At 39.5% G+C, this 23,259-nt stretch carries 21 protein-coding genes and 1 riboswitch; of the genes, 13 read left to right on the forward strand and 8 right to left on the reverse strand.

Annotated features, from left to right (window positions below):
• Nucleotides 1–3: 3 nt before the first annotated feature.
• Nucleotides 4–1,848 (reverse strand): TonB-dependent receptor plug domain-containing protein, encoded by a 1,845-nt coding sequence (locus tag IL356_RS11710; RefSeq protein WP_121848828.1) that lies wholly within the window; start codon nucleotides 1,846–1,848, stop codon nucleotides 4–6.
• A gap of 35 nt (nucleotides 1,849–1,883) precedes the next feature.
• Nucleotides 1,884–2,091, reverse strand: a riboswitch (cobalamin riboswitch).
• Nucleotides 2,092–2,160: 69 nt separating this feature from the next.
• Between IL356_RS11710 and IL356_RS11715 the strand changes: the two genes are divergently transcribed.
• From IL356_RS11715 to IL356_RS11740, 6 genes are all read left to right on the forward strand, one after another.
• Entirely contained in the window at nucleotides 2,161–3,303 is a 1,143-nt protein-coding gene (locus tag IL356_RS11715; RefSeq protein ID WP_225621472.1) for an ABC transporter substrate-binding protein, read from the forward strand.
• A 3-nt stretch (nucleotides 3,304–3,306) separates the two neighbouring features.
• Nucleotides 3,307–4,335, forward strand: coding sequence for a FecCD family ABC transporter permease (locus IL356_RS11720; RefSeq protein WP_121848827.1), 1,029 nt, complete (start codon nucleotides 3,307–3,309; stop codon nucleotides 4,333–4,335).
• Nucleotides 4,335–5,120, forward strand: a complete 786-nt coding sequence (locus IL356_RS11725; protein ID WP_121848826.1) for an ABC transporter ATP-binding protein — start codon at nucleotides 4,335–4,337, stop codon at nucleotides 5,118–5,120. The genes IL356_RS11720 and IL356_RS11725 overlap by 1 nt, the downstream gene beginning before the upstream one ends.
• A 65-nt stretch (nucleotides 5,121–5,185) precedes the next feature.
• Entirely contained in the window at nucleotides 5,186–6,553 is a 1,368-nt protein-coding gene (rmuC, locus tag IL356_RS11730; protein WP_121848825.1) for a DNA recombination protein RmuC, read from the forward strand.
• A 41-nt stretch (nucleotides 6,554–6,594) separates the two neighbouring features.
• Complete coding sequence (locus IL356_RS11735) at nucleotides 6,595–6,960, forward strand: 6-phosphogluconate dehydrogenase (RefSeq protein WP_121848824.1); 366 nt, start codon at nucleotides 6,595–6,597, stop codon at nucleotides 6,958–6,960.
• Nucleotides 6,960–7,505 carry an acyl-CoA thioesterase gene (locus tag IL356_RS11740; RefSeq protein WP_192466547.1) on the forward strand — a complete coding sequence of 182 codons (546 nt, stop codon included), beginning with the start codon at nucleotides 6,960–6,962 and terminating at the stop codon, nucleotides 7,503–7,505. Before IL356_RS11735 ends, IL356_RS11740 begins: the two co-directional genes overlap by 1 nt.
• 34 nt (nucleotides 7,506–7,539) lie before the next feature.
• On the opposite strand, the gene pgl is transcribed toward IL356_RS11740, so the two are convergent.
• Together pgl and zwf are read right to left on the reverse strand one after the other, a co-directional pair.
• Entirely contained in the window at nucleotides 7,540–8,253 is a 714-nt protein-coding gene (gene pgl / locus IL356_RS11745; protein ID WP_121848822.1) for a 6-phosphogluconolactonase, read from the reverse strand.
• A 30-nt stretch (nucleotides 8,254–8,283) separates the two neighbouring features.
• On the reverse strand, nucleotides 8,284–9,816 hold the full coding sequence (gene zwf / locus IL356_RS11750; RefSeq protein WP_121848821.1) for a glucose-6-phosphate dehydrogenase: 1,533 nt from the start codon (nucleotides 9,814–9,816) through the stop codon (nucleotides 8,284–8,286).
• 156 nt (nucleotides 9,817–9,972) lie between these two features.
• On the opposite strand from zwf, the gene gndA reads away from it, so the two are divergent.
• The 4 genes from gndA to IL356_RS11770 all read left to right on the forward strand — a co-directional run bounded on the left by gndA (nucleotide 9,973) and on the right by IL356_RS11770 (nucleotide 14,694).
• Nucleotides 9,973–11,385, forward strand: a complete 1,413-nt coding sequence (gene gndA / locus IL356_RS11755; protein ID WP_121848820.1) for an NADP-dependent phosphogluconate dehydrogenase — start codon at nucleotides 9,973–9,975, stop codon at nucleotides 11,383–11,385.
• Nucleotides 11,386–11,429: 44 nt separating this feature from the next.
• Nucleotides 11,430–11,960 (forward strand): DUF3124 domain-containing protein, encoded by a 531-nt coding sequence (locus tag IL356_RS11760; RefSeq protein WP_121848819.1) that lies wholly within the window; start codon nucleotides 11,430–11,432, stop codon nucleotides 11,958–11,960.
• 124 nt (nucleotides 11,961–12,084) lie between these two features.
• The gene (locus IL356_RS11765; protein WP_121848818.1) at nucleotides 12,085–14,313 is read left to right on the forward strand and encodes a tetratricopeptide repeat-containing hybrid sensor histidine kinase/response regulator; all 2,229 of its coding nucleotides are present in this window, start codon (nucleotides 12,085–12,087) and stop codon (nucleotides 14,311–14,313) included.
• Nucleotides 14,314–14,343: 30 nt separating this feature from the next.
• On the forward strand, nucleotides 14,344–14,694 hold the full coding sequence (locus tag IL356_RS11770; RefSeq protein ID WP_121848817.1) for a ribose-5-phosphate isomerase: 351 nt from the start codon (nucleotides 14,344–14,346) through the stop codon (nucleotides 14,692–14,694).
• Between the two features lie 51 nt (nucleotides 14,695–14,745).
• On the opposite strand, the gene carB is transcribed toward IL356_RS11770, so the two are convergent.
• Together carB and rpmH are read right to left on the reverse strand one after the other, a co-directional pair.
• Nucleotides 14,746–17,601: a carbamoyl-phosphate synthase large subunit gene (gene carB, locus IL356_RS11775; RefSeq protein WP_121848816.1), complete on the reverse strand. Its 2,856-nt coding sequence runs from the start codon at nucleotides 17,599–17,601 to the stop codon at nucleotides 14,746–14,748.
• Nucleotides 17,602–17,727: 126 nt separating this feature from the next.
• On the reverse strand, nucleotides 17,728–17,895 hold the full coding sequence (gene rpmH / locus IL356_RS11780) for a 50S ribosomal protein L34 (protein ID WP_072991142.1): 168 nt from the start codon (nucleotides 17,893–17,895) through the stop codon (nucleotides 17,728–17,730).
• A gap of 181 nt (nucleotides 17,896–18,076) precedes the next feature.
• Here rpmH and IL356_RS11785 point away from each other — a divergent pair, with 181 nt between their 5' ends.
• Together IL356_RS11785 and IL356_RS11790 are read left to right on the forward strand one after the other, a co-directional pair.
• Nucleotides 18,077–18,976, forward strand: a complete 900-nt coding sequence (locus IL356_RS11785; RefSeq protein WP_121848815.1) for a DUF6263 family protein — start codon at nucleotides 18,077–18,079, stop codon at nucleotides 18,974–18,976.
• Nucleotides 18,977–18,987: 11 nt separating this feature from the next.
• Nucleotides 18,988–19,503 (forward strand): DUF2892 domain-containing protein, encoded by a 516-nt coding sequence (locus IL356_RS11790; RefSeq protein ID WP_121848814.1) that lies wholly within the window; start codon nucleotides 18,988–18,990, stop codon nucleotides 19,501–19,503.
• Between the two features lie 27 nt (nucleotides 19,504–19,530).
• Here the strand turns inward: IL356_RS11790 and cls are convergent, their stop codons facing one another.
• From cls to IL356_RS11805, 3 genes are all read right to left on the reverse strand, one after another.
• Nucleotides 19,531–21,003 carry a cardiolipin synthase gene (gene cls / locus IL356_RS11795; protein ID WP_121848813.1) on the reverse strand — a complete coding sequence of 491 codons (1,473 nt, stop codon included), beginning with the start codon at nucleotides 21,001–21,003 and terminating at the stop codon, nucleotides 19,531–19,533.
• Nucleotides 21,004–21,116: 113 nt separating this feature from the next.
• Nucleotides 21,117–22,076, reverse strand: coding sequence for a lytic transglycosylase domain-containing protein (locus IL356_RS11800; RefSeq protein ID WP_121848812.1), 960 nt, complete (start codon nucleotides 22,074–22,076; stop codon nucleotides 21,117–21,119).
• 43 nt (nucleotides 22,077–22,119) lie between these two features.
• The gene (locus tag IL356_RS11805) at nucleotides 22,120–22,782 is read right to left on the reverse strand and encodes an alpha/beta fold hydrolase (RefSeq protein WP_121848811.1); all 663 of its coding nucleotides are present in this window, start codon (nucleotides 22,780–22,782) and stop codon (nucleotides 22,120–22,122) included.
• 165 nt (nucleotides 22,783–22,947) lie between these two features.
• Between IL356_RS11805 and IL356_RS11810 the strand changes: the two genes are divergently transcribed.
• A complete protein-coding gene (locus tag IL356_RS11810; protein WP_121848810.1) occupies nucleotides 22,948–23,241 on the forward strand; it encodes a GNAT family N-acetyltransferase in 294 nt (97 codons plus the stop codon).
• Nucleotides 23,242–23,259 lie beyond the last annotated feature (18 nt).

Below are 23,259 nucleotides of genomic sequence, written 5' to 3' on the forward strand. Positions count from 1 at the left end.
TTTTTAAAAGTTTAGATTTAATTTTAGTTGCATATTTCTACCGGGCATGGGTCTAAAGGCCACATTTTGGTAATTTTTGTTCCAGATATTATTTAGTTGAAACTTCGCTGTGAAGTCTAAATCTTTATTCAATTTAAACTCTCTTGACACCCCCAAATTGGATACGGAATAGTCAGGTAGCTCATCAGAATTATCAGAAGTGGTATAAACACTGCCGTTATAGAAAAGTTGATAAAACAACTTCCAATTAAGATGACTCCAACTTATATTGGAGGTCGCTTTGTGCTTTGGCACATACATTAGATCGTTGTTGGTTTCATCATTTCTGGCTTGCGTATAGAAATAGCCGCTATCCCATACCAAATGATGTTGTCCCCAGCTTTCTGCGTATTTAAAGGAAACTTCTAGACCGTAATTGCTTGCTTCACTTATGTTGATGGGTGTCCATATCCCTGAATCATTAGGTCTCCATTGAATACGATCCTCCGAAGAAATATAATAGGCGGCCCCTTTAAATTGCCACTTGCTGTAAAGCAAGGCGTGACCGATTTCAAGTTGATACGAAGATTCAGGAAGAATTTCGGGGTTACCGCTAGAGCCTCCGCCAGTAATCCAGTAAATTTCATTAAAAGTAGGAACCCTATGATTTTTAGATCCATTTACGTAAAGGATATTTTTTTTATTTGGCCGATACTCTAAATTCAAGGCGTACACCAACGGACTATCGAAATCGTTCACAAACTCTTTTCTGATATTCAAGTCATAACTTAAATTACTGGAGACATTGTGCTTAAAAAGTAATGTACCCGCAAATGTGTTTCTTTTAGCATCTGCAACCGAAGACCCCTTACCGTTTACATGGTTAAAATCGGCAATCGCATCAAAAATCAAATTCTTGACCGTAATCTTATAATCGTAGTTTGCCAAGAAAGTATTCGTTTGTCCGAAACTGAATTCCGGTCTATCATTGTTTCCGAAATATTTATACTTCTCGTACAGATAGCCCACTTTTAACCTTTGCACCTGATTATTTTTAAAGTGATTCCACTCCAAAAGGTTTCTAGTATTGTAATCTTTATACTTAGAGTTTGATGGTGCCGTTAAAGTGCCGGAAAAATTCCGGTCCCCAAGAAAGGTTTGGTGATAGAATTTTAAAAGCTGCTTATCAGATATCTTATATCCGACTTTTCCATTAATGTTGATGGTCTCAAAATCACCATTTTCATTCTTTTGGTCCGTGCCCAAATATTTATAGTCGTTTTCAGAAGCCCTGTAGTTCACCCCAAAGCCGAAAGTAAATTGATCCGAACCCTTCGAAATCCTGTAATCGACCCCTCGGGTTTCAAAACTTCCATAGAACAATTCTATTTCATTTTCAAGACCGGAATTGAATTGTATTTGATCTTGAAGGTGAATACTTCCGCCGATTGCTCCACTGCCAAACTGTACACTACCACCACCCTTTCTTATCTGTACATCATCGTAATTGCTTGGTACAATAGTGTTAAAATCGACCTGACCCGTCAACAGAGAATTAATATTGATTCCGTTCCATACCACTGCCGTTTGTGAGGCATTCGTGCCCCGAAATGACGGGGATGAAACCATACCCAATCCGTTTTCTTTTAAATAAATACCTGAATTGAATTGAAGTAAATCGGTTAGGGAACTACCGTTTCTTTTTAGCACAGAATCTTTTAATACGGTTGTGTTATTATTGGAAAAATGCAAGAGCCTTACATCTGTCAAGATAACTTCATCGAGCACCGTAACACTGTCCGTTTGCCCAAAAACTTGCTTACCGAACAGCAAGAGGCCGACCAAAAGTAAACGCTGTAAATAGTTCATACCATGAAAGACTTTTTACCCGAAAGTCAAACAAATAAGGGTTAACGAATTTGGCAGGTCTCCTGACTTGCGTACCGTCATTTACCTTCCCAATTAGAACTGAATCTAATCAGTGGTTTTGAAGTAATGTCGGCCACCCACGGGCAAAGCTCACAGTTGCGGGAACAGTTCCGGATTTACACCGGATTCCCTTTTAATCCTATCCTCTCTAAAAAGATAGCAACCATATTCGCGGCGAAAATAAACATTTTGTTTAATCTTTTATTCGAAAGATCAAATAATACTACTTTTGAAGGCATTAATCGTACTATCTTGAAAAATCTGTTTCTCGCTGCCCTATTGATTTTTTTCTTTTCATGTAAAAGTGACAATAAAAAAGAATCTCCATCTGAAATTGACCCAACAAACGAGGTTGTCAGCTATGCCACCGGTTTTGAAATTGAAAGGTCGGGGGATATAACTGTTTTAAAAGTATCTTCGGCGTGGGTAGGTGCCGAGAAAGTGTATTCTTATGCCCTGGTTCCAAAAACGAAACTAGCTGCAATCACTTTAGATCGCAATGCCTACGATGCTATAATACCTGTACCTGTAGAAAGAATGGTCGTAACTTCTACCACACACATTCCTTCTCTAGAAGCCCTTGGGGTGAGCGAAACATTGGTTGGTTTCCCCAATACCTCGCTTATTTCTTCTATGGAAACGAGAAAGAGAATAAGCAATGGCGCTATAAAAGAATTGGGCAGCAACGAATCGATCAATACCGAAATGGTCATAGAGCTGCGACCAGAAGTTGTTGTAGGCTTTGGCATCAACAATCAAAATAAAGCCTATCAGACCATTGAGAGATCTAATATTCCTATAGTTTATAATGGAGATTGGACGGAGAACTCCCCTCTCGGAAAAGCCGAATGGATCAAGTTCTTTGCTCCGTTCTTTGAGCTGGAACAAAAAGCAGATTCCATTTTTAAGGATATCGAGTATTCTTACCTAGAGACCAAAAAATTGGTCGAAAACGTTTCTAAAAGACCAACGGTACTAACGGGAGGGCTCTATAAAGACGTGTGGCACGTAGCCGGTGGAAACAGTTGGATGTCTCAATTTTTAAAGGATGCCAAAGCAGACTACCTTTGGGCCGATAGCAAAGAAACCGGCGGACTCTCATTAAGCTTAGAATCTGTTTTGGAAAAGGCAAAAACTGCTGAATTTTGGCTGAACCCTTCTATGCATGTCGGTTACAATGAAATGCTGGAGGCAAACCGCCATTACGGCCAATTTGATGCCTTCAAAAACAAATCGGTATACTCAAATACTATCGCAAAAGGCCCCATGGGTGGTTTGTTGTATTATGAATTGGCACCTAATAGACCCGATATGGTTCTTAAAGACCTCATTCATATTTTTCACCCTGAAGTTCTACCTGACCACCAACTCTACTTTTTCAAACCTTTACAATAGGTGATGCCATTAAAAACACATAGCACTTCATTTATAATTCTTGCATTTTTATTGATGGGTGCTTTTGTGCTGAATATCAGTTTGGGCTCTGTAACCATTCCCTTCAAGCATATCTTCTCGATTCTTTTTGGATCTACCATCGAAAATTCTTCATGGGAATACATTATTATCAATTACAGAATACCCAAGGCCATTACAGCAATGTTATCGGGAGCCGCTCTTGCATTAAGCGGGCTGTTGATGCAAACCCTGTTTAGAAATCCTTTGGCAGGTCCGTTTGTACTCGGTATTAGTTCTGGGGCAAGTTTAGGTGCGGCCTTATTGATTATGGGCTCTTCGTTCATAACCAGCTACGTTTCCATTGCATATATAAACGATATTTCTCTGGCCATAGCCGCTAGTATCGGTAGCTTTCTTGTGCTTTTTGCCGTGGTGATCGTAGCCTCAAAGGTTAAGGATACCATGGCCCTTTTAATCATTGGTCTCATGTTTGGTAGTATTACGGGGGCGGTGGTAAGCGTACTATCCTATTTTACCCAGGCAGAAAAACTTCAACAATACGTTTATTGGTCGTTCGGTTCTGTAGGAAATTTAACTTGGGGACAATTGTCCATTTTAGCATCCTTAACAGTTATCGGAATTTTATTGAGTATTTTATGTATAAAACCTTTGAACACCCTGCTTTTAGGAGAAAGCTATGCAAAAACTATGGGTATTCATCTCAAAAAATCACGATATATGATAATTCTGGCAACGGGTTTGTTGGCCGGAAGCGTTACGGCATTTGCCGGCCCCATAGCATTCTTAGGGCTTGCAGTGCCACACTTGGCAAGACAAATTTTTAAAACGACCAATCACCGAGTTTTGGTTCCGGCGGTCATACTTTTCGGCGCAATTGTACTTTTAATTTGTGATACGGTGGCTCAGCTACCGGGCTCGGAAAGCGTTTTACCCATCAACGCTATTACCAGTATCATAGGTGCACCCGTAGTTATTTGGCTTTTACTTCGAAAAAGAAAAATGGTTTTTTAATGAAAGGGCAAGCGAGCGAACATAAGTCAATGGAAGCAAAAGCACTATCAATTGGTTACAAGGGTGTACCTATTGTTAGTAATATTGATTTTTCGTTAAATACAGGTGATTTCACCTCAATTATTGGAATCAATGGTGTCGGAAAGTCGACATTGCTGAGAACGCTGGCCCACATGCAAAATCATATTTCTGGAAGTGTTTTAGTAGATGGACTGGAAATTGGTTCCTACAATTCTTTAGAGCTGGCCACAAAGATGAGCGTGGTTTTGACCGAGTCGCTGGCCTCTAAAAATCTTTCTGTATTGGAACTGGTCATGTTGGGGCGACAACCCTATACCAACTGGATAGGTACTCTTACCGAAGATGACAAAATTCAAGTGAAAAATGCCATTGTCAATCTCGACCTAGAGTCCATCCAACATAAGAAATGTTACGAGTTAAGCGATGGCCAGCTACAACGGGTGATGATTGCCAGGGCATTGGCTCAAGACACTTCCATCATACTACTAGATGAGCCCACTACCCATTTAGACCTCTTTCATAAGGTTAGAATATTAAAGCTATTGAAAGAAATAGCCAAAAACACTCAAAAGACCATCATTTACACCACTCATGAAATAGATATGGCCATTCAATTATGTGATAAAATGATTTTACTTGATGGTCAGAACAACCCTTTTGGCCAACCTTGTGAATTAATTGAAAACAAGTCTTTTGAGAATATCTTCCCAAAAGATACCGTAGTTTTCGACCCTGAAACAGGCACCTTTAAGATCAAAAAGTAACGTAAGAAGGTTGATTACCTTTTCCGTCAAACTTGTATCTTTACTTCGAACACTAGGTACAACAAATGAACGAATATCTCATATACCTCTTGATTGGCCTTGCCTGTATCTTTCTAGGCTATTTTTTAGGGGTTTACATACAATCATTAAAGACCAAATCGAGCCAAAGTGCGCTTGAAGAAAGAGAACAGCAACTACACGCCAATCTTTCCTCTATGGAACAGCGCCTGAGGGAAGCTGAAGAACATAGATTGAACCTGCAAGGTGAGAAAGAACAACTGGGCAATCAAATTGTAAGGTACCAAGCAGATTTAGAAAATCTGGAGGCAAAAAATCGCGAACAGAAATTGGAAGTTGAGAAACTTCAAGAAAGGTTCACCAAAGAGTTTGAAAACCTGGCCAATAAAATACTGGAAGAAAAGAGCCTAAAGTTTACCGAACGTAACGAAAAGAATATCAAAGATATACTGACTCCTCTTAATGAAAAGATTCAACTCTTTGAGAAAAAGGTTGAAGAAAGTCAGAAAGAGAATATAAGCATACATTCTGCCTTAAAAGAGCAGTTATTGAACCTTCAGACTCAAAACCTTAAAATTACACAAGAGGCAGAAAACTTGACAAAAGCCCTTAAAGGGGATAGTAAAATGCAAGGTAATTGGGGGGAATTGGTCTTAGAGCGCGTTCTTGAAAAATCAGGTCTTGAAAAAGATAGGGAATATTCCGTACAGCAAAGTTTTACACGTGAAGATGGAACTAGGGTTTTGCCCGATGTGATTATCAATCTTCCCGATGGAAAGAAAATGATAGTCGATTCTAAGGTGTCACTGACCGATTATGAACGTTTTGTAAATGCAGAAGACGAGTTTAAAGAGAGATTTTTAAAAGACCACATCAACTCGCTTCGCAAACATGTCGACCAATTATCGGCCAAAAAATATGAGGATCTTTACGAAATGGATAGTCCTGATTTTGTGTTGATGTTCGTACCTATTGAACCTGCTTTTGCCATTGCCATCAACAATGATAATACCCTTTACAACAAGGCTTTTGAAAAAAATATCGTCATAGTTACGCCATCGACCTTATTGGCCACTTTACGTACCATTGACAGTATGTGGAACAATGAAAAACAGCAACGGAATGCGATAGAAATAGCTCGGCAAGCGGGCGCCTTATACGATAAATTTGAAGGCTTTGTATCTGACTTGACCAAAGTGGGCAAAAAAATGGACGATGCCAAATCGGAATACAAAGGGGCCATGAACAAATTGTTCGAGGGTCGAGGAAACATCATTACCAGCATTCAGAAACTCAAAAAAATGGGGGCAAAAGCCAAAAAGTCATTGCCAGAGCCAATTTTAAAAAGGGCGAAAGATGATGATTTTGAGGATATGGAAACCGAATCGGGCACCTCAGGAAGACTCAACCTTTAAACTTAGTACCAATTTCAGTTAATTTCTAAGTAATCCGCTTTATGAAAAAATCGTTGTTAATAACTCTCGGCATTATTCTGGCCCTTTTTGCCCTGGTTTATGCCTTTATATATTTTGTTCCCTATAGTGATGGCATTCGCTCCGGTGAACTCATAAAAATCAGTCACAAAGGTGTTCTTGTCAAAACTTGGGAAGGAGAAATCAGTCAAGGTATTTCCGGAGCGCAAATATTTTCCTTTTCCATTTTGGATAAGGATAAAGAGGTTATCGATCAGTTACAAGAATATCAGGGTCAATACGTAAAACTTTATTATACCGAACGCTTTGCTACCTTCTTTTGGCTAGGAGACACCAAATACTTTATTACAAAAGTCGAAAAAGAGCAATCCCCTCATTTTAGAAACTGATGCAAGAATTTAAAAGTGCCCACGAATCACGGGTTTCCATAACCGAATTGATGTTACCTTCCCACTCCAACTTCGGAGGTAAAGTACATGGGGGCCATATACTGAACCTGATGGACCAAATTGCTTTTGCCTGTGCCTCCAAACATTCGCAATGTTATTGTGTTACCGCCTCTGTAAACCGGGTAGATTTTTTACATCCTGTGGAGGTAGGCGAACTTTTGACCTTAAGGGCCTCTATCAACTATACAGGTAGAACCTCAATGGTGGTGGGCGTTCGCGTTGAATCGGAAAACATTACCAAAGGCACCAAAAGGCACTGCAATTCTTCTTACTTCACTATGGTTGCCAAAGATGAAGATGGCAAGAGTATTTCCATTCCCGGTTTAATTTTAGAAAACGAGCAGGGAGTAAGACGCTTTGCCAGAAGCAAGAAAAGAAAGGAAGAAGCCTTTATCAGAGACACTCAATTTGAAAGCTCGCACTTTAACATGAAAGAGCATCTAGAAGGCCTAAAAGATGAAAATGTAAAACTTTCGTTGCATTAAATGTTGGCCTTCAAGCCTTTTCCGAGACTCTCTCTTAACTCAGATTAGCCGCCGCCGCATCATCTAAAAACCAGTATAGATTGTTCGATGTAGGTGCTACCAAGGTTGCCGGATAATCTTTAAAGCTTCCTGTTCTTCGAACAATTTCACCCACTTTTTCAGCTTTACCTTCTCCTGTTACCAAAAAAGCAACCGTAGCAGCCGCATTGATAATTTTGCCGGTTATGGTGATCCGTCTTTGACCAGAATCTGGATGAACGGCTACTTCGCAAGTCTTTTCTGAGTGCCAAAGATCAATCTCATGCGGAAAAATAGAGGCTGTGTGGCCATCATCGCCCATACCAAGAATGACCAAATCGAATGCGGGAATACCGTTTGATTCCGCTAGATATTGCTCTATAACTTCAGAATACCGAACAGCTTCGCCCTTTGGCTCATTTTCACCTTTTATTCGGTGTATATTCTCTTCGGGAATTTCAATTTTTGAAAGCAAGTGCTCTACAGTCATTTTATAGTTACTTTCATCATCGGTCGGAGGAACACAGCGTTCATCGCCCCAATAGAAATGAACTTTGTTCCAATCTAAATCAGAACCGAACTCCCTGGCAAGTACATCAAAAACAATTTTAGGAGTACTTCCGCCGGACAGCGCCACATGTAAAGAATCACTTTCGTTCACTTTATCAGCAAAAAAGTTAGAAAACTCCGCCGCTACTTCCTGTTTGTCTTTATATATCTTTAATTCCATATTCTCTTTATAAAATCAATACTGTATTGGTTAGCAGATGACGCAAAAGCCTGGGTCATCGGTTAGATTAGGCCCTGGGTTACGCCATTCACCGATACCTTCGATTAGGTCGTTGGAGTTTTCTGGTCCCCAGACTCCAGAAGCATACCCGTACATTCTAACATCTTTGCCATCTTCCCAATACTTAAGAATTGGATCAACAAATTCCCAAGCGGCCTCTACTTCATCAGCCCTAGCATATAAAGTGGCGTCGCCTTGCATCGCATCAAGCAACAATCGTTCGTAGGCATCCATTACGTGGGTCTCTACCAAACTTGAGTAATAAAAGTCTAGGTTGGCACGCTCTACCTTAAAGCCTTGGCCCGGTACTTTAACCCCGAATTTCACCAAAATGCCCTCGTCAGGCTGAATTCTGATTATCAGCTTATTATCTTTATCATGCACACCAGAATCCTTAAAAATCTGATGATGCGGCGTCTTAAAATGAATGACCACTTCGGTCACCTTGGTTGGCATTCTTTTGGCCGTTCTCACATAGAAAGGTATATCTTTCCACCTCCAGTTATCAACAAAAAACTTTATAGCGGCATAGGTCTCCGTGGTCGAATTTTTATCGACTCCCTCCTCTTCACGGTAGCCCTTAACTTCTTTTCCGTCGATTACTGAACTGGTATATTGCGCACGAATAGTGTTATCGAACAAGGTCTGCTCGTCGTTCATGATTCGAAGAGACTTCAATGCCTTGACCTTTTCATCTCGAATATCTTCGGGTGCATCACTAATCGGTGGTTCCATAACGACCAACGAGACAATCTGTAACAGATGGTTTTGGAACATATCTCGCAAAGCCCCCGATTTATCGTAATAACCTCCTCTTTTTTCAACACCCACTTTTTCAGCATTCGTAATCTCAACGTGGTGTATATAGTTACGGTTCCATAAGGGTTCGAATATGCTATTGGCAAAACGGGTCACCAAAAGGTTTTGAACCGTTTCCTTACCCAGATAGTGATCAATTCTGTATATCTGATGCTCTTTAAAAAACTGTTGCAGCCCCTTGTTTAATTGCTGTGCAGTCTCCAAACTATAACCAAATGGCTTTTCGACCACCAATCGTTTCCACCCGTGATTTTGGGTACTCATACCGGCATCGGCCAAACGCTGTGCAATGGTTTCATAAAGTGTTGGCGGGGTCGACAGATAGTAAATAATATTACCTGAAGTCTGATATTTGTTTTTCAAGTCTTCGACCCTAGTACGTAATCGTTGGTAATCGGTATCATAACTACCCCCAAGATCTTCGTAGAAAAACTTATTGGCAAAGGTGTTGATATAGTCTGCATCTTGGTCTTTGATCTTATCTTTTAAATAAGAGCTTTCTAAAACCACCCTGTTTCGAAACTGGGTATCGGTCATATCACTGCGACTGGCGCCAAGCACTACAAAATTGTCAGGTAGCTGGTCGGCCACGTATAGATTATAAAGTGCAGGTACCAATTTTCTGGCTGTAAGGTCGCCAGACGCACCAAATATCACAAGAATCTGATTTTCTGTTTTATTCATCTTAAGGAGGAAAAATTAAAGTCGTAAAAGTATTTAAAAGTAAAGCGAATACCAACGAGTTTACCTGAACTTAATCTTTTGTCTCATAATTTTCATTTAATTTTGGAACGGTTCCGTAGAGTTTAAGGAACACTTCAGACAAAATAAAATTTACACATGGAGGACAAATATGATTTTGGTTTAGTAGGTCTCGGTGTCATGGGACGAAACTTTATATTAAATGTAGCTGACAATGGGTTTTCTGCCTATGGTCATGATTTAGATGCTGAAAAGGTGAACGCCTTAAAGGAAGAGGGAGGAAATGAAGCTAAAGTAAACGCATCTACCAGCATAAAAACATTTGTTCGCTCGCTGAAGCAGCCTAGAAAAATCATGTTGTTGGTACCTGCCGGTAAAATTGTCGATTCGGTCATAGAAAGTCTATTGCCCCATATCGACCGTGGCGATATTATCATTGATGGTGGAAACTCATTTTTTACCGACACCGATAGACGTGAAGAGTATTTACAAGAAAAGGCCATCAATTTCTTTGGGGCCGGAGTATCAGGTGGCGCGAAAGGTGCGAGACTAGGCCCTAGCATCATGCCGGGAGGCTCAAAATCAGCCTACAACCATATCAAGCCTATTTTTGAAGCGGTAGCCGCCAAATACAATGGCGAGCCTTGCGTAGCCTATTTAGGTCCAAAGTCTTCAGGAAACTACGTGAAAATGGTTCACAATGGCATTGAATACGGTTTGATGCAATTGACCTCTGAAATCTATGATATTCTTAAGAAGGCCGGTGATTTCTCAAACGAAGAACTACATACTGTCTATTCCAAATGGAACGAGGGTCGTCTTCAATCATTTTTGGTAGAGATAACTTCTAAAATCTTCATCCAAAAAGATGATTTGAACCTAAGCAAATTAGGACTTTTAGACCAAATTTCGGATAAGGCCAAACAAAAGGGTACGGGAAAATGGACCAGCCAAAACGCTATGGACCTAGGTATTCCCGTTCCTTCTATAGATATCGCGGTCAGTATGCGTGAAATTTCTGCCTTGAAGGACGAAAGAATTAAGGCCGACGACCTTTACGATAAGCCTGAAACCGAAAAAATAGATAAAAACGAACTTGAAAAATTAGCTGAGGAAGCGCTTTATTTTTCATTCATTATCACCTATGCGCAAGGTCTTCATCAATTGGCCGATGCATCTAAAGAATACAAATACAATCTTGATATTGCCACTATTGCGAAGATATGGCGTGAAGGTTGTATCATTCGGGCAGCCTTATTGGCCGATATTACGGAAGCCTTTAACGAAGAGCCTAATCTACCCAACCTATTGTTATCTTCGACATTTGTAGAAAAAATAAAAGGTACGGTGGACTCCGCAAGAAAATTGGTGGCTCATGCGGCCCAAAATGGAATTCCGTTACCAGGCCTCTCCAATTCACTGACCTATTTTGATGCTTACACTTCTACACGTCTTCCGTTGAACCTGATACAGGCGCAGCGAGATTATTTTGGCTCACATACCTACGAAAGGTTGGACCAAGAGGGTATTTTTCATACCGAGTGGGAATAAGCGATCGACTTAGACCTATTTAGGCAAAGAAAACAACTAGTATTATGAAAAGTAAAAGCATCTTATATTTAACAACAATAGTAACGGTGCTTTTACTTTTTCATTCTTGTAAAGAGAATCAAAAGAACGATGCCACCATTGAAATTTTAGATGAGCATGCCTTGAACCGAAAGGTAGACCAAAAGGAAAATCCTTCAAAAATTCATGAAGTCTATGTTCCGATATACTCCGACATCTATAATCAAACCAGAGATTCGCGAACCTTACTTACCGCAACGCTGAGCATTCGTAACACCAGTAGTAAAGACAGTCTTTTCATCAATAAAATAGATTACTTCAATACCCAAGGTGATTTGGTGCGCAGTTATATAGACCAAACCATTTATTTGCGCCCCATGGAAACTATTGATTATGTAATCGAACAGCAAGACGATTCTGGGGGTAGCGGCGCGAATTTTATTATTCATTGGTACGGCAAGAAAAAACTAAATCCGTTGTTTCAAGCGGTGATGGTAGGCGGTTTAGGCTCGCAGGCATTCTCGTTCACCACCGAAGGCGTGAATGTAGAAGACTAAGTCGGTAGAGCAGCTCGACCCAAACCTCTAAACACGGGTATCTTACTATCCATTTCCATAGCAAATGCTTATATTAGTAGATTAAAAAAAGACCTTCCCCATTCACCTAGGGTCTGCATCACTTATGAAAGTAATACGGCTCCCCACAATCTTTGCTTTTTTTTTATTTGCCAGTGTTGCCATTTCCCAAGAGCAACCTGAATGGCAATTAGATACACTTCAGTCTTACGTTGATCGGTCAAACCAAGCATACGACGTATATCAGTATAAAGATGCTATCAAATACGCCTCTTTGCTTATAGAGAAAGGAAAAGAGTTTGAGAGACCTGTATACGAGTTTCTAGGTTATGATATTTTAGGAGGAATCTACACGGAAACCGATGACAGCATCCAAGGAAAAATTTATTCAGAAAAGGCTTTGGCCCTGGCAAGAACTATCGGTAAAGATAGCCTAATCGCCTGGGGAACACTGAATCTGGGTATTCTTTATTCCGAAAATAAAAACACTTATCACAAGGCGATTCAATATTTTGAAGAGAGTATAGCCATTAATGAAAAGCTGGGTGATTATAATGAAATTTATCTCACCTATGTTAACCTGATTTGGACCCACCTTGACAATAATGCTCCTGAAAAGGCATATCAATTTCTTCAAAAGGCCGAGGCTTTATCGGGCAAACAAATAGATTCGCTAAACAAAATGTATATCGACTTGTTGTACGGTCGGTACTATCTAACACAGAAAAACTATACCCAGGCCCGATTGAAACTAGAGAAAATCGCTTCTCTAGCGGATGAGGATGCTCATATGGATTTGGCCCTGGAAGCCTATGAGAATCTTGCCAAACTATATAGTGCCACCTACAACTACGAAAATGCGTTTAAAAACCTAGATAAATATCACAACTATAAACAAAAGGCGTATACCTTAAAAAAACTGGAAGAAACCGAAAAAGCTCGTGCCAAATTCGAATTGGCCCAAGCACAAAAGAATCTTCAGGTTGCTCTAAAAGAACAGGAATATTCTGATGAGCTCATATCAAAGTCGCGGTCGCTAACCACCGTACTAATTATTGCCATAGCCATTTTGGTTATGTCGTTGATAGGGGTTGTCATTTTTTTCAGAACACGAAAAAAGTACATTACCAACCTACAAATAAAGAATCAAGAGCTTGAAATTGCCCGGGAAAAGGCCGAGAAATTGTCTAAAGTAAAGACCAAATTTCTTTCGACCGTAAGCCATGAGTTGAGAACGCCCCTTTATGGGGTCATTGGTATTTCTTCATTGTTGAAAGAAGATGAGAACCTGAAAGAGTATTCCGAAGACCTAGATGCGCTTAAATTTTCTGCCGACTACCTACTCGCCCTGATCAATGATGTGCTCTTATTAAGTAAAATGGATGCCGATGCCATTACACTTTCAAAAGTGCCTTATGAGATGAATGCGCTTTTAAAAAATATTTTAAGGTCCTTCGAAACAAGTCTACAACAGAACGGAAATCAATTACATTTAGAAATTGACGATAGAATTCCGAATAAGTTAATAGGCGACCCGGTGCGGCTTTCTCAAGTGCTTATCAACCTAGTGGGCAATGCTATTAAGTTTACCGAAAATGGAAATATTTGGCTCGAGTTAAAGCTGGTCAAAAAATCAAAGAAAGACCGATTTATGACCGAATTCGTAGTGAAGGATGATGGCCCTGGAATTCCTCTGGACAAACAAGGAGATATTTTTAAAGAGTTTACTCAAATAGAAAATAAGAACCATAGTTATAAAGGTACCGGGCTGGGCCTAACCATTGTCAAGAAAATTTTGAAACTATACGGCAGTAAAATTTCACTTGAAAGTGCGCCCGGCAAAGGAGCCAAATTTACTTTCAATCTCAACTTGAGGGCTTATGAGCCAACGGCGCCATATATACCCAAAAATTCATCTTCATTAAATGGCAAGGAAAGAGCCAATGAAGCTTCGGTCAAACATGTACTTATTGTTGACGACAACAAAATAAATCAAAAGGTAACCAAGAAAACGTTAGAAAAGCACCAAATCAAATCAACTTTAGCCGATGATGGAGCAGAAGCCTTGGAAATCTGTAAAGAAAGTAAGTTTGATTTGATCTTGATGGACATTCATATGCCCAATATGAATGGTATGGAAGCTACCCGGCATATTAGAAAGTTTGATAAGAATATTCCAATATTGGCATTAACAGCGGTAGAACTTGATGAAAACAAGACAGAAATCATCAATTCGGGCATTAATGATATTATTCATAAGCCCTATAACCTACCTGAGTTTCTTGATACTGTTTTTAAATACCTTTATGTAGAAGAAACTAATTCTGTTTCTTAGGATTAAGATTGACACATAAATCAAAAACCTTTGCCAAAAACGACCTATCATATCTATGTTATAGAACTTTCAAAAAAGGTCTTCACGGAGAACAGAAAATTCAGGGAAGCAAATCCTCAATTTAATGGAGTTTTAGAATGTCTGTATGTGGGTATGACCAGCAAAACCCCCAAAGAACGGTTTGAACAGCATAAAACGGGATACAGAAATAGCAAAGGACACAACCTATCTTCTAATCTGGTAAGAAAATATGGTTCGTATTTAAGACCAAGTCTCTACAATCATATCAACCCGATTTATAGCCGAGAAGAAGCACTTGAGATGGAAAAGACACTAGCTTTAGAGCTACGAAGAAAGAGATACGCTGTCTGGTTCAATTAAATAAAAAAGGCGACGAATAAATTCGTCGCCTCTTCAATTATAAGTTAATCCCTACTTAGATAGGTACATCTTTCTTCTACCGTAAAGATCATAGAACTGATCATCTTTCAGGCTCTCAATGAATAAAATGCTTTCTCCTGTACTCTTCATCTCAGGACCTAGGTTCTTGTTCACATTCGGAAATTTGTTGAAAGAAAAGACCGGTTGCTTGATGGCAAAGCCTTCCAATTGCGGATTGAATTCAAAGTCTTTCACCTTTTTATCTCCTAACATTACTTTGGTAGCGTAGTTAACATAAGGTTCTTTGTAAGCTTTAGCAATAAAAGGTACCGTTCTTGAAGCCCTTGGGTTCGCTTCTATAATGTAAACTTTATCATCTTTAATAGCAAACTGAATATTTATAAGACCTACCGTATTCAAAGCCAAGGCTATTTTTTTGGTGTGGTCCTTGATTTGCTGCAGCACAAACTCTCCTAGGTTAAAGGGAGGCAATGTGGCATTTGAATCTCCAGAGTGAATTCCGCAAGGCTCTATATGCTCCATTATTCCGATGATATAGACATCTTCTCCATCACATATTGCATCCGCTTCGGCTTCAATAGCTCCATCTAAATAATGGTCTAAAAGCAGCTTGTTATTTGGTATTTTTCGAAGTAAGTCAACTACATGCTCTTCAAGCTCCTCTTTGTTGATTACGATTTTCATTCCCTGACCTCCCAATACATACGATGGTCTCACTAGAAGTGGAAAATTTAATTCATCAGCCAATTGTAAAGCTTCATCGGCGGTTTCAGCCACCCCAAATTGAGGATAAGGAATGTCATTGGCCTTTAACAAATCGGAGAAACTACCACGATCTTCTGCCAAGTCAAGTGACTCAAAGCTTGTACCTATAATTTTAATACCGTATTTTGATAACTTTTCAGCTAGTTTTAAAGCAGTTTGACCACCCAACTGAACAATTACACCTTCGGGCTTTTCATGCCTGATAATATCGTAGATATGTTCCCAGAATACTGGTTCGAAATAAAGTTTATCAGCTGTATCAAAATCGGTAGATACCGTTTCAGGGTTGCAATTGATCATGATGGTTTCGTAACCGCATTCGGCAGCCGCCAACACCCCATGAACACAACAATAATCGAATTCGATACCTTGACCGATTCTGTTAGGTCCAGAACCTAGAACCACTATTTTCTTACGGTCGGTAACTTCGCTATCGTTTTCTACATAGCGGGTACCATCCGGTTTCTCAATTTCTTCCTCGAAAGTAGAATAATAGTAGGGAGTCATCGCCTTAAATTCGGCAGCACAAGTATCTACTAATTTATAGACCCTATTGATATTCATTTCTTCGGTACGCTTTTTATGTACCTCACTTTCATAACAATCTAGCATATGGGCTATTTGCCTATCGGCAAAACCACGTTGCTTGGCCTCAAGCATAAGCTCTTTGGTCAAAGTTGCGATGGTATAGGTAGAGATTTCCTTTTCCAATAGGTGCAATTCTTCGTATTGCTTCAAGAACCACATATCTATTTTTGTGATATCGTGAATTCTTCTTAGAGGAATACCCAATTGAATAGCATCATAGATAACAAAAACCCGGTCCCAACTTGGTACGGTAAGTTTTTGTATGATTTGATCGTAATTCTTGTACCCTTTACCATCGGCACCAAGTCCGTTTCTTTTGATCTCCAATGATTGGGTTGCCTTGTGCAGCGCCTCTTGAAAAGAACGACCAATGCCCATCACCTCACCTACCGATTTCATCTGAAGGCCCAAAGTTCTGTCAGAGCCTTCGAATTTATCGAAATTCCATCTTGGTATCTTTACAATCACGTAATCAAGCGTAGGCTCGAAAAGAGCGGAAGTTGATTTGGTAATCTGATTATCCAACTCGTTCAAATGGTAACCAATGGCCAATTTAGAAGCTATTTTTGCAATCGGATAACCGGTAGCTTTCGAAGCAAGAGCTGAAGAACGTGAAACCCTAGGGTTGATTTCGATGGCAATTATTTCTTCCTCATCATCGGGGCTCACCGCGAACTGAACGTTACAACCCCCGGCAAAGTCACCGATACTGCGCATCATATGAATGGCCATATCACGCATTTTTTGGAAGGTTCGATCCGATAAGGTCATGGCCGGTGCCACAGTGATGGAGTCTCCGGTATGAATACCCATTGGATCCATATTTTCTATGGTACAGATGATAACCACGTTATCGTTCTTATCCCTCAAAAGCTCTAGCTCGTATTCCTTCCATCCCATCAAGGCCTTATCAATCATGACCTCGTGTATTGGGGAAATTTCCAACCCCCTACTCAGAAGTTCATCAAAATCTTCAGGTTTGTGAACGATAGAAGCTCCCGCACCACCTAGGGTATAAGAGGCGCGAATAACCAAAGGAAAGCCAAATTCTTGCGCTATCTCTTTACCTTTTAAGAAAGATGTGGCCGTAGCCTGAGGGGCCATACCAATACCGATTTTCAACATAAGCTCACGAAACTTCTCTCTATCTTCGGTAATGTTGATCGCATTGATATCCACCCCAATGATTTCTACATTAAAATCTTCCCAAATACCTTTTTCATCGGCTTCGATACAAAGGTTCAACGCTGTTTGACCACCCATGGTAGGCAGTACTGCATCAATTTGGGGGTGTTTCTTTAATATTTCTATTATCGATTTGGTATTCAACGGCTTCAGATAAACATGATCCGCCATTGTTGGGTCGGTCATAATGGTGGCCGGGTTACTATTGATAAGAATGGTTTCGATACCATCTTCTTTCAAACTTCTTAGGGCCTGTGATCCGGAATAGTCGAATTCACACGCTTGACCTATGATGATGGGGCCGGAGCCAATAATTAAAATCGATTTTAAGTCTTGTCTTTTGGGCATTTTGAGTGTTCTTTTATGCTTGGAAATTTAATTGATTAAGATAGTGGTTTATCTCTTTACAGGCCAAAAAAAAGGTGCTACTTTAAAAAAGTAACACCTAATATTTCATATTCTTGATAGAATCATTTATTTCTTATGTCTCGGCTCAGAAGATACAGATAGTTTTTTTCTTCCTTTAGCCCTTCTTCGGGCCAAAACCTTTCTACCGTTTACAGAGGCCATACGCTCCCTAAAACCGTGTTTATTTCTTCTTTTACGCTTTGATGGCTGATATGTTCTTTTCTGTCCGGGCATTGTCTTATCCTTTTCGTAGTTCTAATGTTGCGTTTCTCTCGCAAAAATCTGGGCGCAAATATACAAAGAGTTTTTTCTTTCCCAAACACATTTAAAAAAATATTTTTCAAGTTTGTCCAAGGCCTAGAAATAGGTTTTTATTACTTTTGCCGAAATCTGATTTTTCTAACAAAATCAACCTATGAGACACTATTTGAGCTTCTTGGCAACCTTGCTTTTCACTTCCGCTTGTGTCGGTCAGACCGTCTTGGAATACAAACTTAAGAAGGATGCCATTTACACTATTAAGCAAGAAGCACAACAAATTATCACCCAAGAATTAGATGGTTCGACCCATGAACTTACCAATAAAATTGATGGAATTTTAGAATTCAAGGTATTGGGGCAACGCGACAGTATCTATGACATCGCCCTAACATTTAAAGACCTTAACCTTGTTATGACCTCTAGCATACAAGGTGAGTTGATGAACGTAAAGGCCAAAGAAGTGGTCGAAGACGACATGCAATCTCAAATATTCAATAGCCTTTTAAATAAACCTGTCAAAATGGTATTGGCCAAAAATGGCGATATTCTAGAAGTTAAGGGTGGTGACAATATTGTGGCTCAAATGGCGGAAGCATCGGGTCTGGAAGATGAGTTCTCATTGAAAATGATGAAAAAATCGTTGGAGAAGGAATTTGGTTCAGAGGCCCTATCCAACAGTTACAAACAGATGACTTTTATTTACCCCAAGAACAAGGTGAAAATTGGGGGTAATTGGAAAAATGAATATGGTGGAAAGCTTCAGGCCAAAAATGTTTGGACATTGAAAAACCTATCTAAAGAAAATGCCACCATAAGCGGATTGGCAGATGTTATCATGAACGTTAGCGAACCGACAACTACTATGAAGCTAACGGGTTCTCAAAAAACCCAGATAACCACTGATTTAAGTTCAGGCTTCATTCAAAAAATGGTTGTAGAAGGAGTTTCAAAAGGTGCATCGACCATGGCGCAGATGGGGGAACAAGAAATACCTACTACCATAAAATCGATTATAACCTACGAACTTATAGGGTCTCAAATACAAACCAATTAATCACTTTTAAAATGTTTCACAAAAACATAAAACTTGTTATTGCCGGTCTGATTATTGCCTATGCGGTATATCAATTCGTTGAGGGTAATATCGGCAACGGCATCTTCTTAATACTACTTTCTCTCATTTTCATTTTCTTGTATTTTAGGAATGAGATGATTCTTTTAGCCTTCTTAAGAATGCGTAAGCAAGATTTAGATGGCACCCAAAAATGGCTTGATAAAATTAAAAATCCTGAAGGTGCCCTGGTTACCAAACAACAAGGTTACTATAACTATTTACACGGTATCATTCATTCCCAGAAAAACCTCACCCAAGCCGAAAAGTATTTTCGCAAAGCACTTAAGCTAGGCCTTAACATGGACTATGATGTGGCCATGGCCAAACTTAGTCTTGCCGGTATTGCGATGCAAAAAAGAAGGAAAAGAGAGGCAACTACATTACTGAACGAAGCAAAGAAATTGGATAAAAACAATATGCTTACCGAACAGATTAAGATGATGCAGCAGCAGATGAAGCGTATCTAAAGCAAAATGCCCCTCACGGGGCTTTTTTTATAGTAGGGGTGCCCAAAGACGGCTAAACGACTCTTTTAATTTGCGTCGTATGCCACGATTTCTCCAACGCTCCAATTCAACTTCTTCACAGTCGTTCAAATCGTTCATAAAAATCTGCGCCATATCTTCATTTACTTTTTTGTTATAAATAAGGGCATTGATTTCGAAATTAAGTGCGAAACTGCGATAGTCGAGATTGGCAGTGCCGATAGTAGATAGCATATCGTCTACCACCATGGTTTTTGCGTGTACAAAGCCCCTACAATACCTGTATATTTTAATACCTGACTCCAAACATTGCTCAATATAGGAATCTGACGCATACTGAGCGGCCCAGGAATCCGACTCATAAGGTAGAATTACACGTACGTCTACCCCACTTCTGGCTGCTGTGGTCAAAGCAGTAAAAATGGCATTATTGGGCATGAAGTAAGGAGTAGTGAGGTAAATTCTCTCCCTTGCGGAATTCATCGCGCAGAAAATAGCTTCCATAATGTTTGCCCAATCGGTATCGGGGCCAGAAGCAGCCATTTGAATAGCTACAGGCTCTTGTGTCTCAGGCTTCACATTAGGAAACAAATGGTCTTCTATTTCCAGTTCATCATTCGAGGCAAAATTCCAGCTTAACAAAAAAGAGGACTGCAGAGAGCCCACCGCACCTCCTTGAATTCTTAAATGAGTGTCTCGCCAATAGCGCTCGTTATCATAAGAATTATCATATTTCTGATCTAAGTTGATACCGCCGACATAACCTATCTTCCCGTCTATTACTACAATTTTTCTATGGTCGCGATAATTAAGCTTGCTTGTTGAATTGGAAAAAATGACCGGCATGAACGGATAGTGTTCTACCTTTGACTTTTTAAGCTTACGCTTGGCCTTTCTCGATAGATTACTACCAACATCATCATATACCAATCGAACCCTAACACCTTCTTCCGCTTTTTTGCAAAGAATATCAATTAACTCCGTACCCAGTTCATCATCGAACAAAACAAAGTATTCTAGATGAATATGTCTTTTAGCAGCATCGAGGTCTTGCCGAAGTCTTTCAAACTTCTTCTCGCCATTGACCAATATTTCTATATCATTGTCAAAAGTTAGTACGGCTTTTTCATTGTTTTTTAAGAGCTTATATATTTTAAAAATACCCTCGCCAAAAGTTTCTTCGAAATCTTCGCGTTCTTGATAGTCAAGTTTGAACTTCTTTCTCCACTCTCGTATGCGCTCATTATCAAAAAGATACTTCTTTTCAAATATTTTTTCTTTGCGATAATCTTGTCCCAGAAAATAATAGACTATCAAGCCTAAAAAAGGCAGCACTGCGAGAGCAAATAGAAAAGAGAGGGTTTTTACCGGATTTTTATTCTTGAGAAGAATAATTATACAAAGGGCAAACACCAATAAATAATTGATACTTAAAAGTATAAGCCAAATGTTCGATTTTCCGAAAGTTATAATTTCACTCATTACTTAACCTACCGAAAGCGTTTGCTATTGGAAAATAGGTTGTCAAGATCTGAATTTTAAATCTTTTGAAATAACCCAAATGCGCTTAAAATGTACCCATCTGATAAAAGACTCTATTTTGAACCGCGATAATACCCCTTATAAGGTATTTCAATATTGTATTTTTTACGTGAGGCGTTATTTAGGTGAGGCTCGCGCAACCATGGGTTGTGGCGCTTTAAAATCTTATAGTTGATTTCATACTTCTGGGCAAAATCTGCAAAACTCAATACAGGCTCTTCAACTTCAACCTTGAAAGTAGGTACAGCCTTGTATAAATCTTTTTCTTCTACCAAGAAACCATATTTTTCGGGATGGCTCAAAATCTCTTTGATGGCCATAATTCGAAATACATAACGACCCGTTTCTTGACCAAGTAAAAGATCATAATAATCTTCTACTTGTTGAATACCCAAATATTTACTGATGGCACCGGCTCCCGCGTTGTACGATGCGGCAGTCAACGTCCAGCTGCCGTATTTCTCATTATACTTTTTCAAGTAGGCACAAGCTACTTCTGTTGCCTTTTCAAGATGATAGCGCTCATCTACATTGCTGTTAATTTCAAGACCGTATTCCCTACCCGTAGCTTTCATAATCTGCCAAAAACCGGTTGCGCCGGCCGGGGATACTACATTCTGTAATCCGCTCTCGGCAACAGCCAAATACTTAAAATCATCGGGCACCCCATTTTTGGCTAGAATAGGTTCGATAATAGGAAAATATTTATGGGCTCTTTTTATGAGAAGAAGGGCATTTGATTGCCAATACGTATTTACCAAAAATTCACGATCAATACGCTCCATTATTTCAGGGTCGTCTTGAGGCACCATCTCTCCAGCAAAATTTAAATCTTCGGGAATATCAATAGAAGAGATTCTATAACTGTCGGCAACATTTTTTTCTACATCATTTTCAGCTACATCCTGGACATCATCGGGCTGCTGCTCAACATTGCCCTGAACAGCAAAAATCAAGGTGCTAACCACAAAGAATACACCCAAAAGCATCAAAATATTCTTTAAAATCTTCATCTCTTTTTATTGATTGTTTATCAAAGTTACTATTACAACTCGCTTATTGCAAAATAATTGTGGGCAAGTGTTCATTAAACCACCGCGCCCTGTGTATAATCATGGTATGGGTGCCATTTTTTACGGTTATACAGTCTTTTATATTCGAGATAGGGAAAACGGCATCCTTATCACCGTGAATATGCACCAAAGGTGCTGAAAAATTTCGTTCGCTCCAATTAACGATTTGCTCTAGAGACCAATTGATATACGATTTATCTCTAATGGATAGGTATTCTTCGTACAACGACAGCCTTTTGTTGACTGTTTCGCCAAAAGCATACTTGGCGAGCACTTCAATATTGTTGACCAGACCGGTGGGCAATAACTTGTGCATTCTTGTCTTTTTGGCCCATTTCATTCGTCTGGGCAATTCATGGGCTTTTTTAACCGTAGATATGACTATAACCTTTTTTACCGAAATATAACGAGCCATTTCCTGCACCAACATTCCACCGAAAGAAACACCTATCAAAACAGGGTTTTCATGTTTGATGTTCAAGTTCATTTTTTGGGCATACGCTTTAATAGACATACCCCTGTCAGGAACAAACCACTCTAACCAATGAACCTCAAACTGTTCTTTGGGAAGGTCGATATGTTTGAATATAGTTGGGTTGGCCGCCATGCCTGGCATTAGATAAACATGTACCTTTTGATTAGACATAGGTATTAACCACCGAATTATTAGGAATTTAACAATTTTTTCACTACTTTTGTTGCGGACTTTTGGAAAACTCCAACGTTTACGTAACAATGGCAAAAGTATAGAAAATTACGATTGGGGAACATCGTGATTTTTTTTCTGCTGCTACTACAAAAATCAAACTATATGAATGAAGTAGAAATTAAAGACAATAGTTTCTTGCGTCAGTTCGAAACTAAGGTCAACGGTCACTTGGCCAAAATTGAGTACTCTTCGCAAGAGAGAAAAGTATTCCTAACCAAATTGGTAATACCTGAAGAAATTACCAATGAAGGATTTAAAGAAGATTTCATAAAATCTGTTCTTCACCACATTCAGGAGCAAAACCAAAGAGTAGTTCCAACTAGCCCTCAAATAGCAGGATTCTTAAGAAAAAATAGGCAATATAAAGAGATGTTACCCGTAGGTATAAGAATCTAGAAGACATTCTAAAGTTAC

It is taken from the genome of Euzebyella marina (genome assembly GCF_014855515.1).
Taxonomy (GTDB): domain Bacteria; phylum Bacteroidota; class Bacteroidia; order Flavobacteriales; family Flavobacteriaceae; genus Euzebyella; species Euzebyella marina.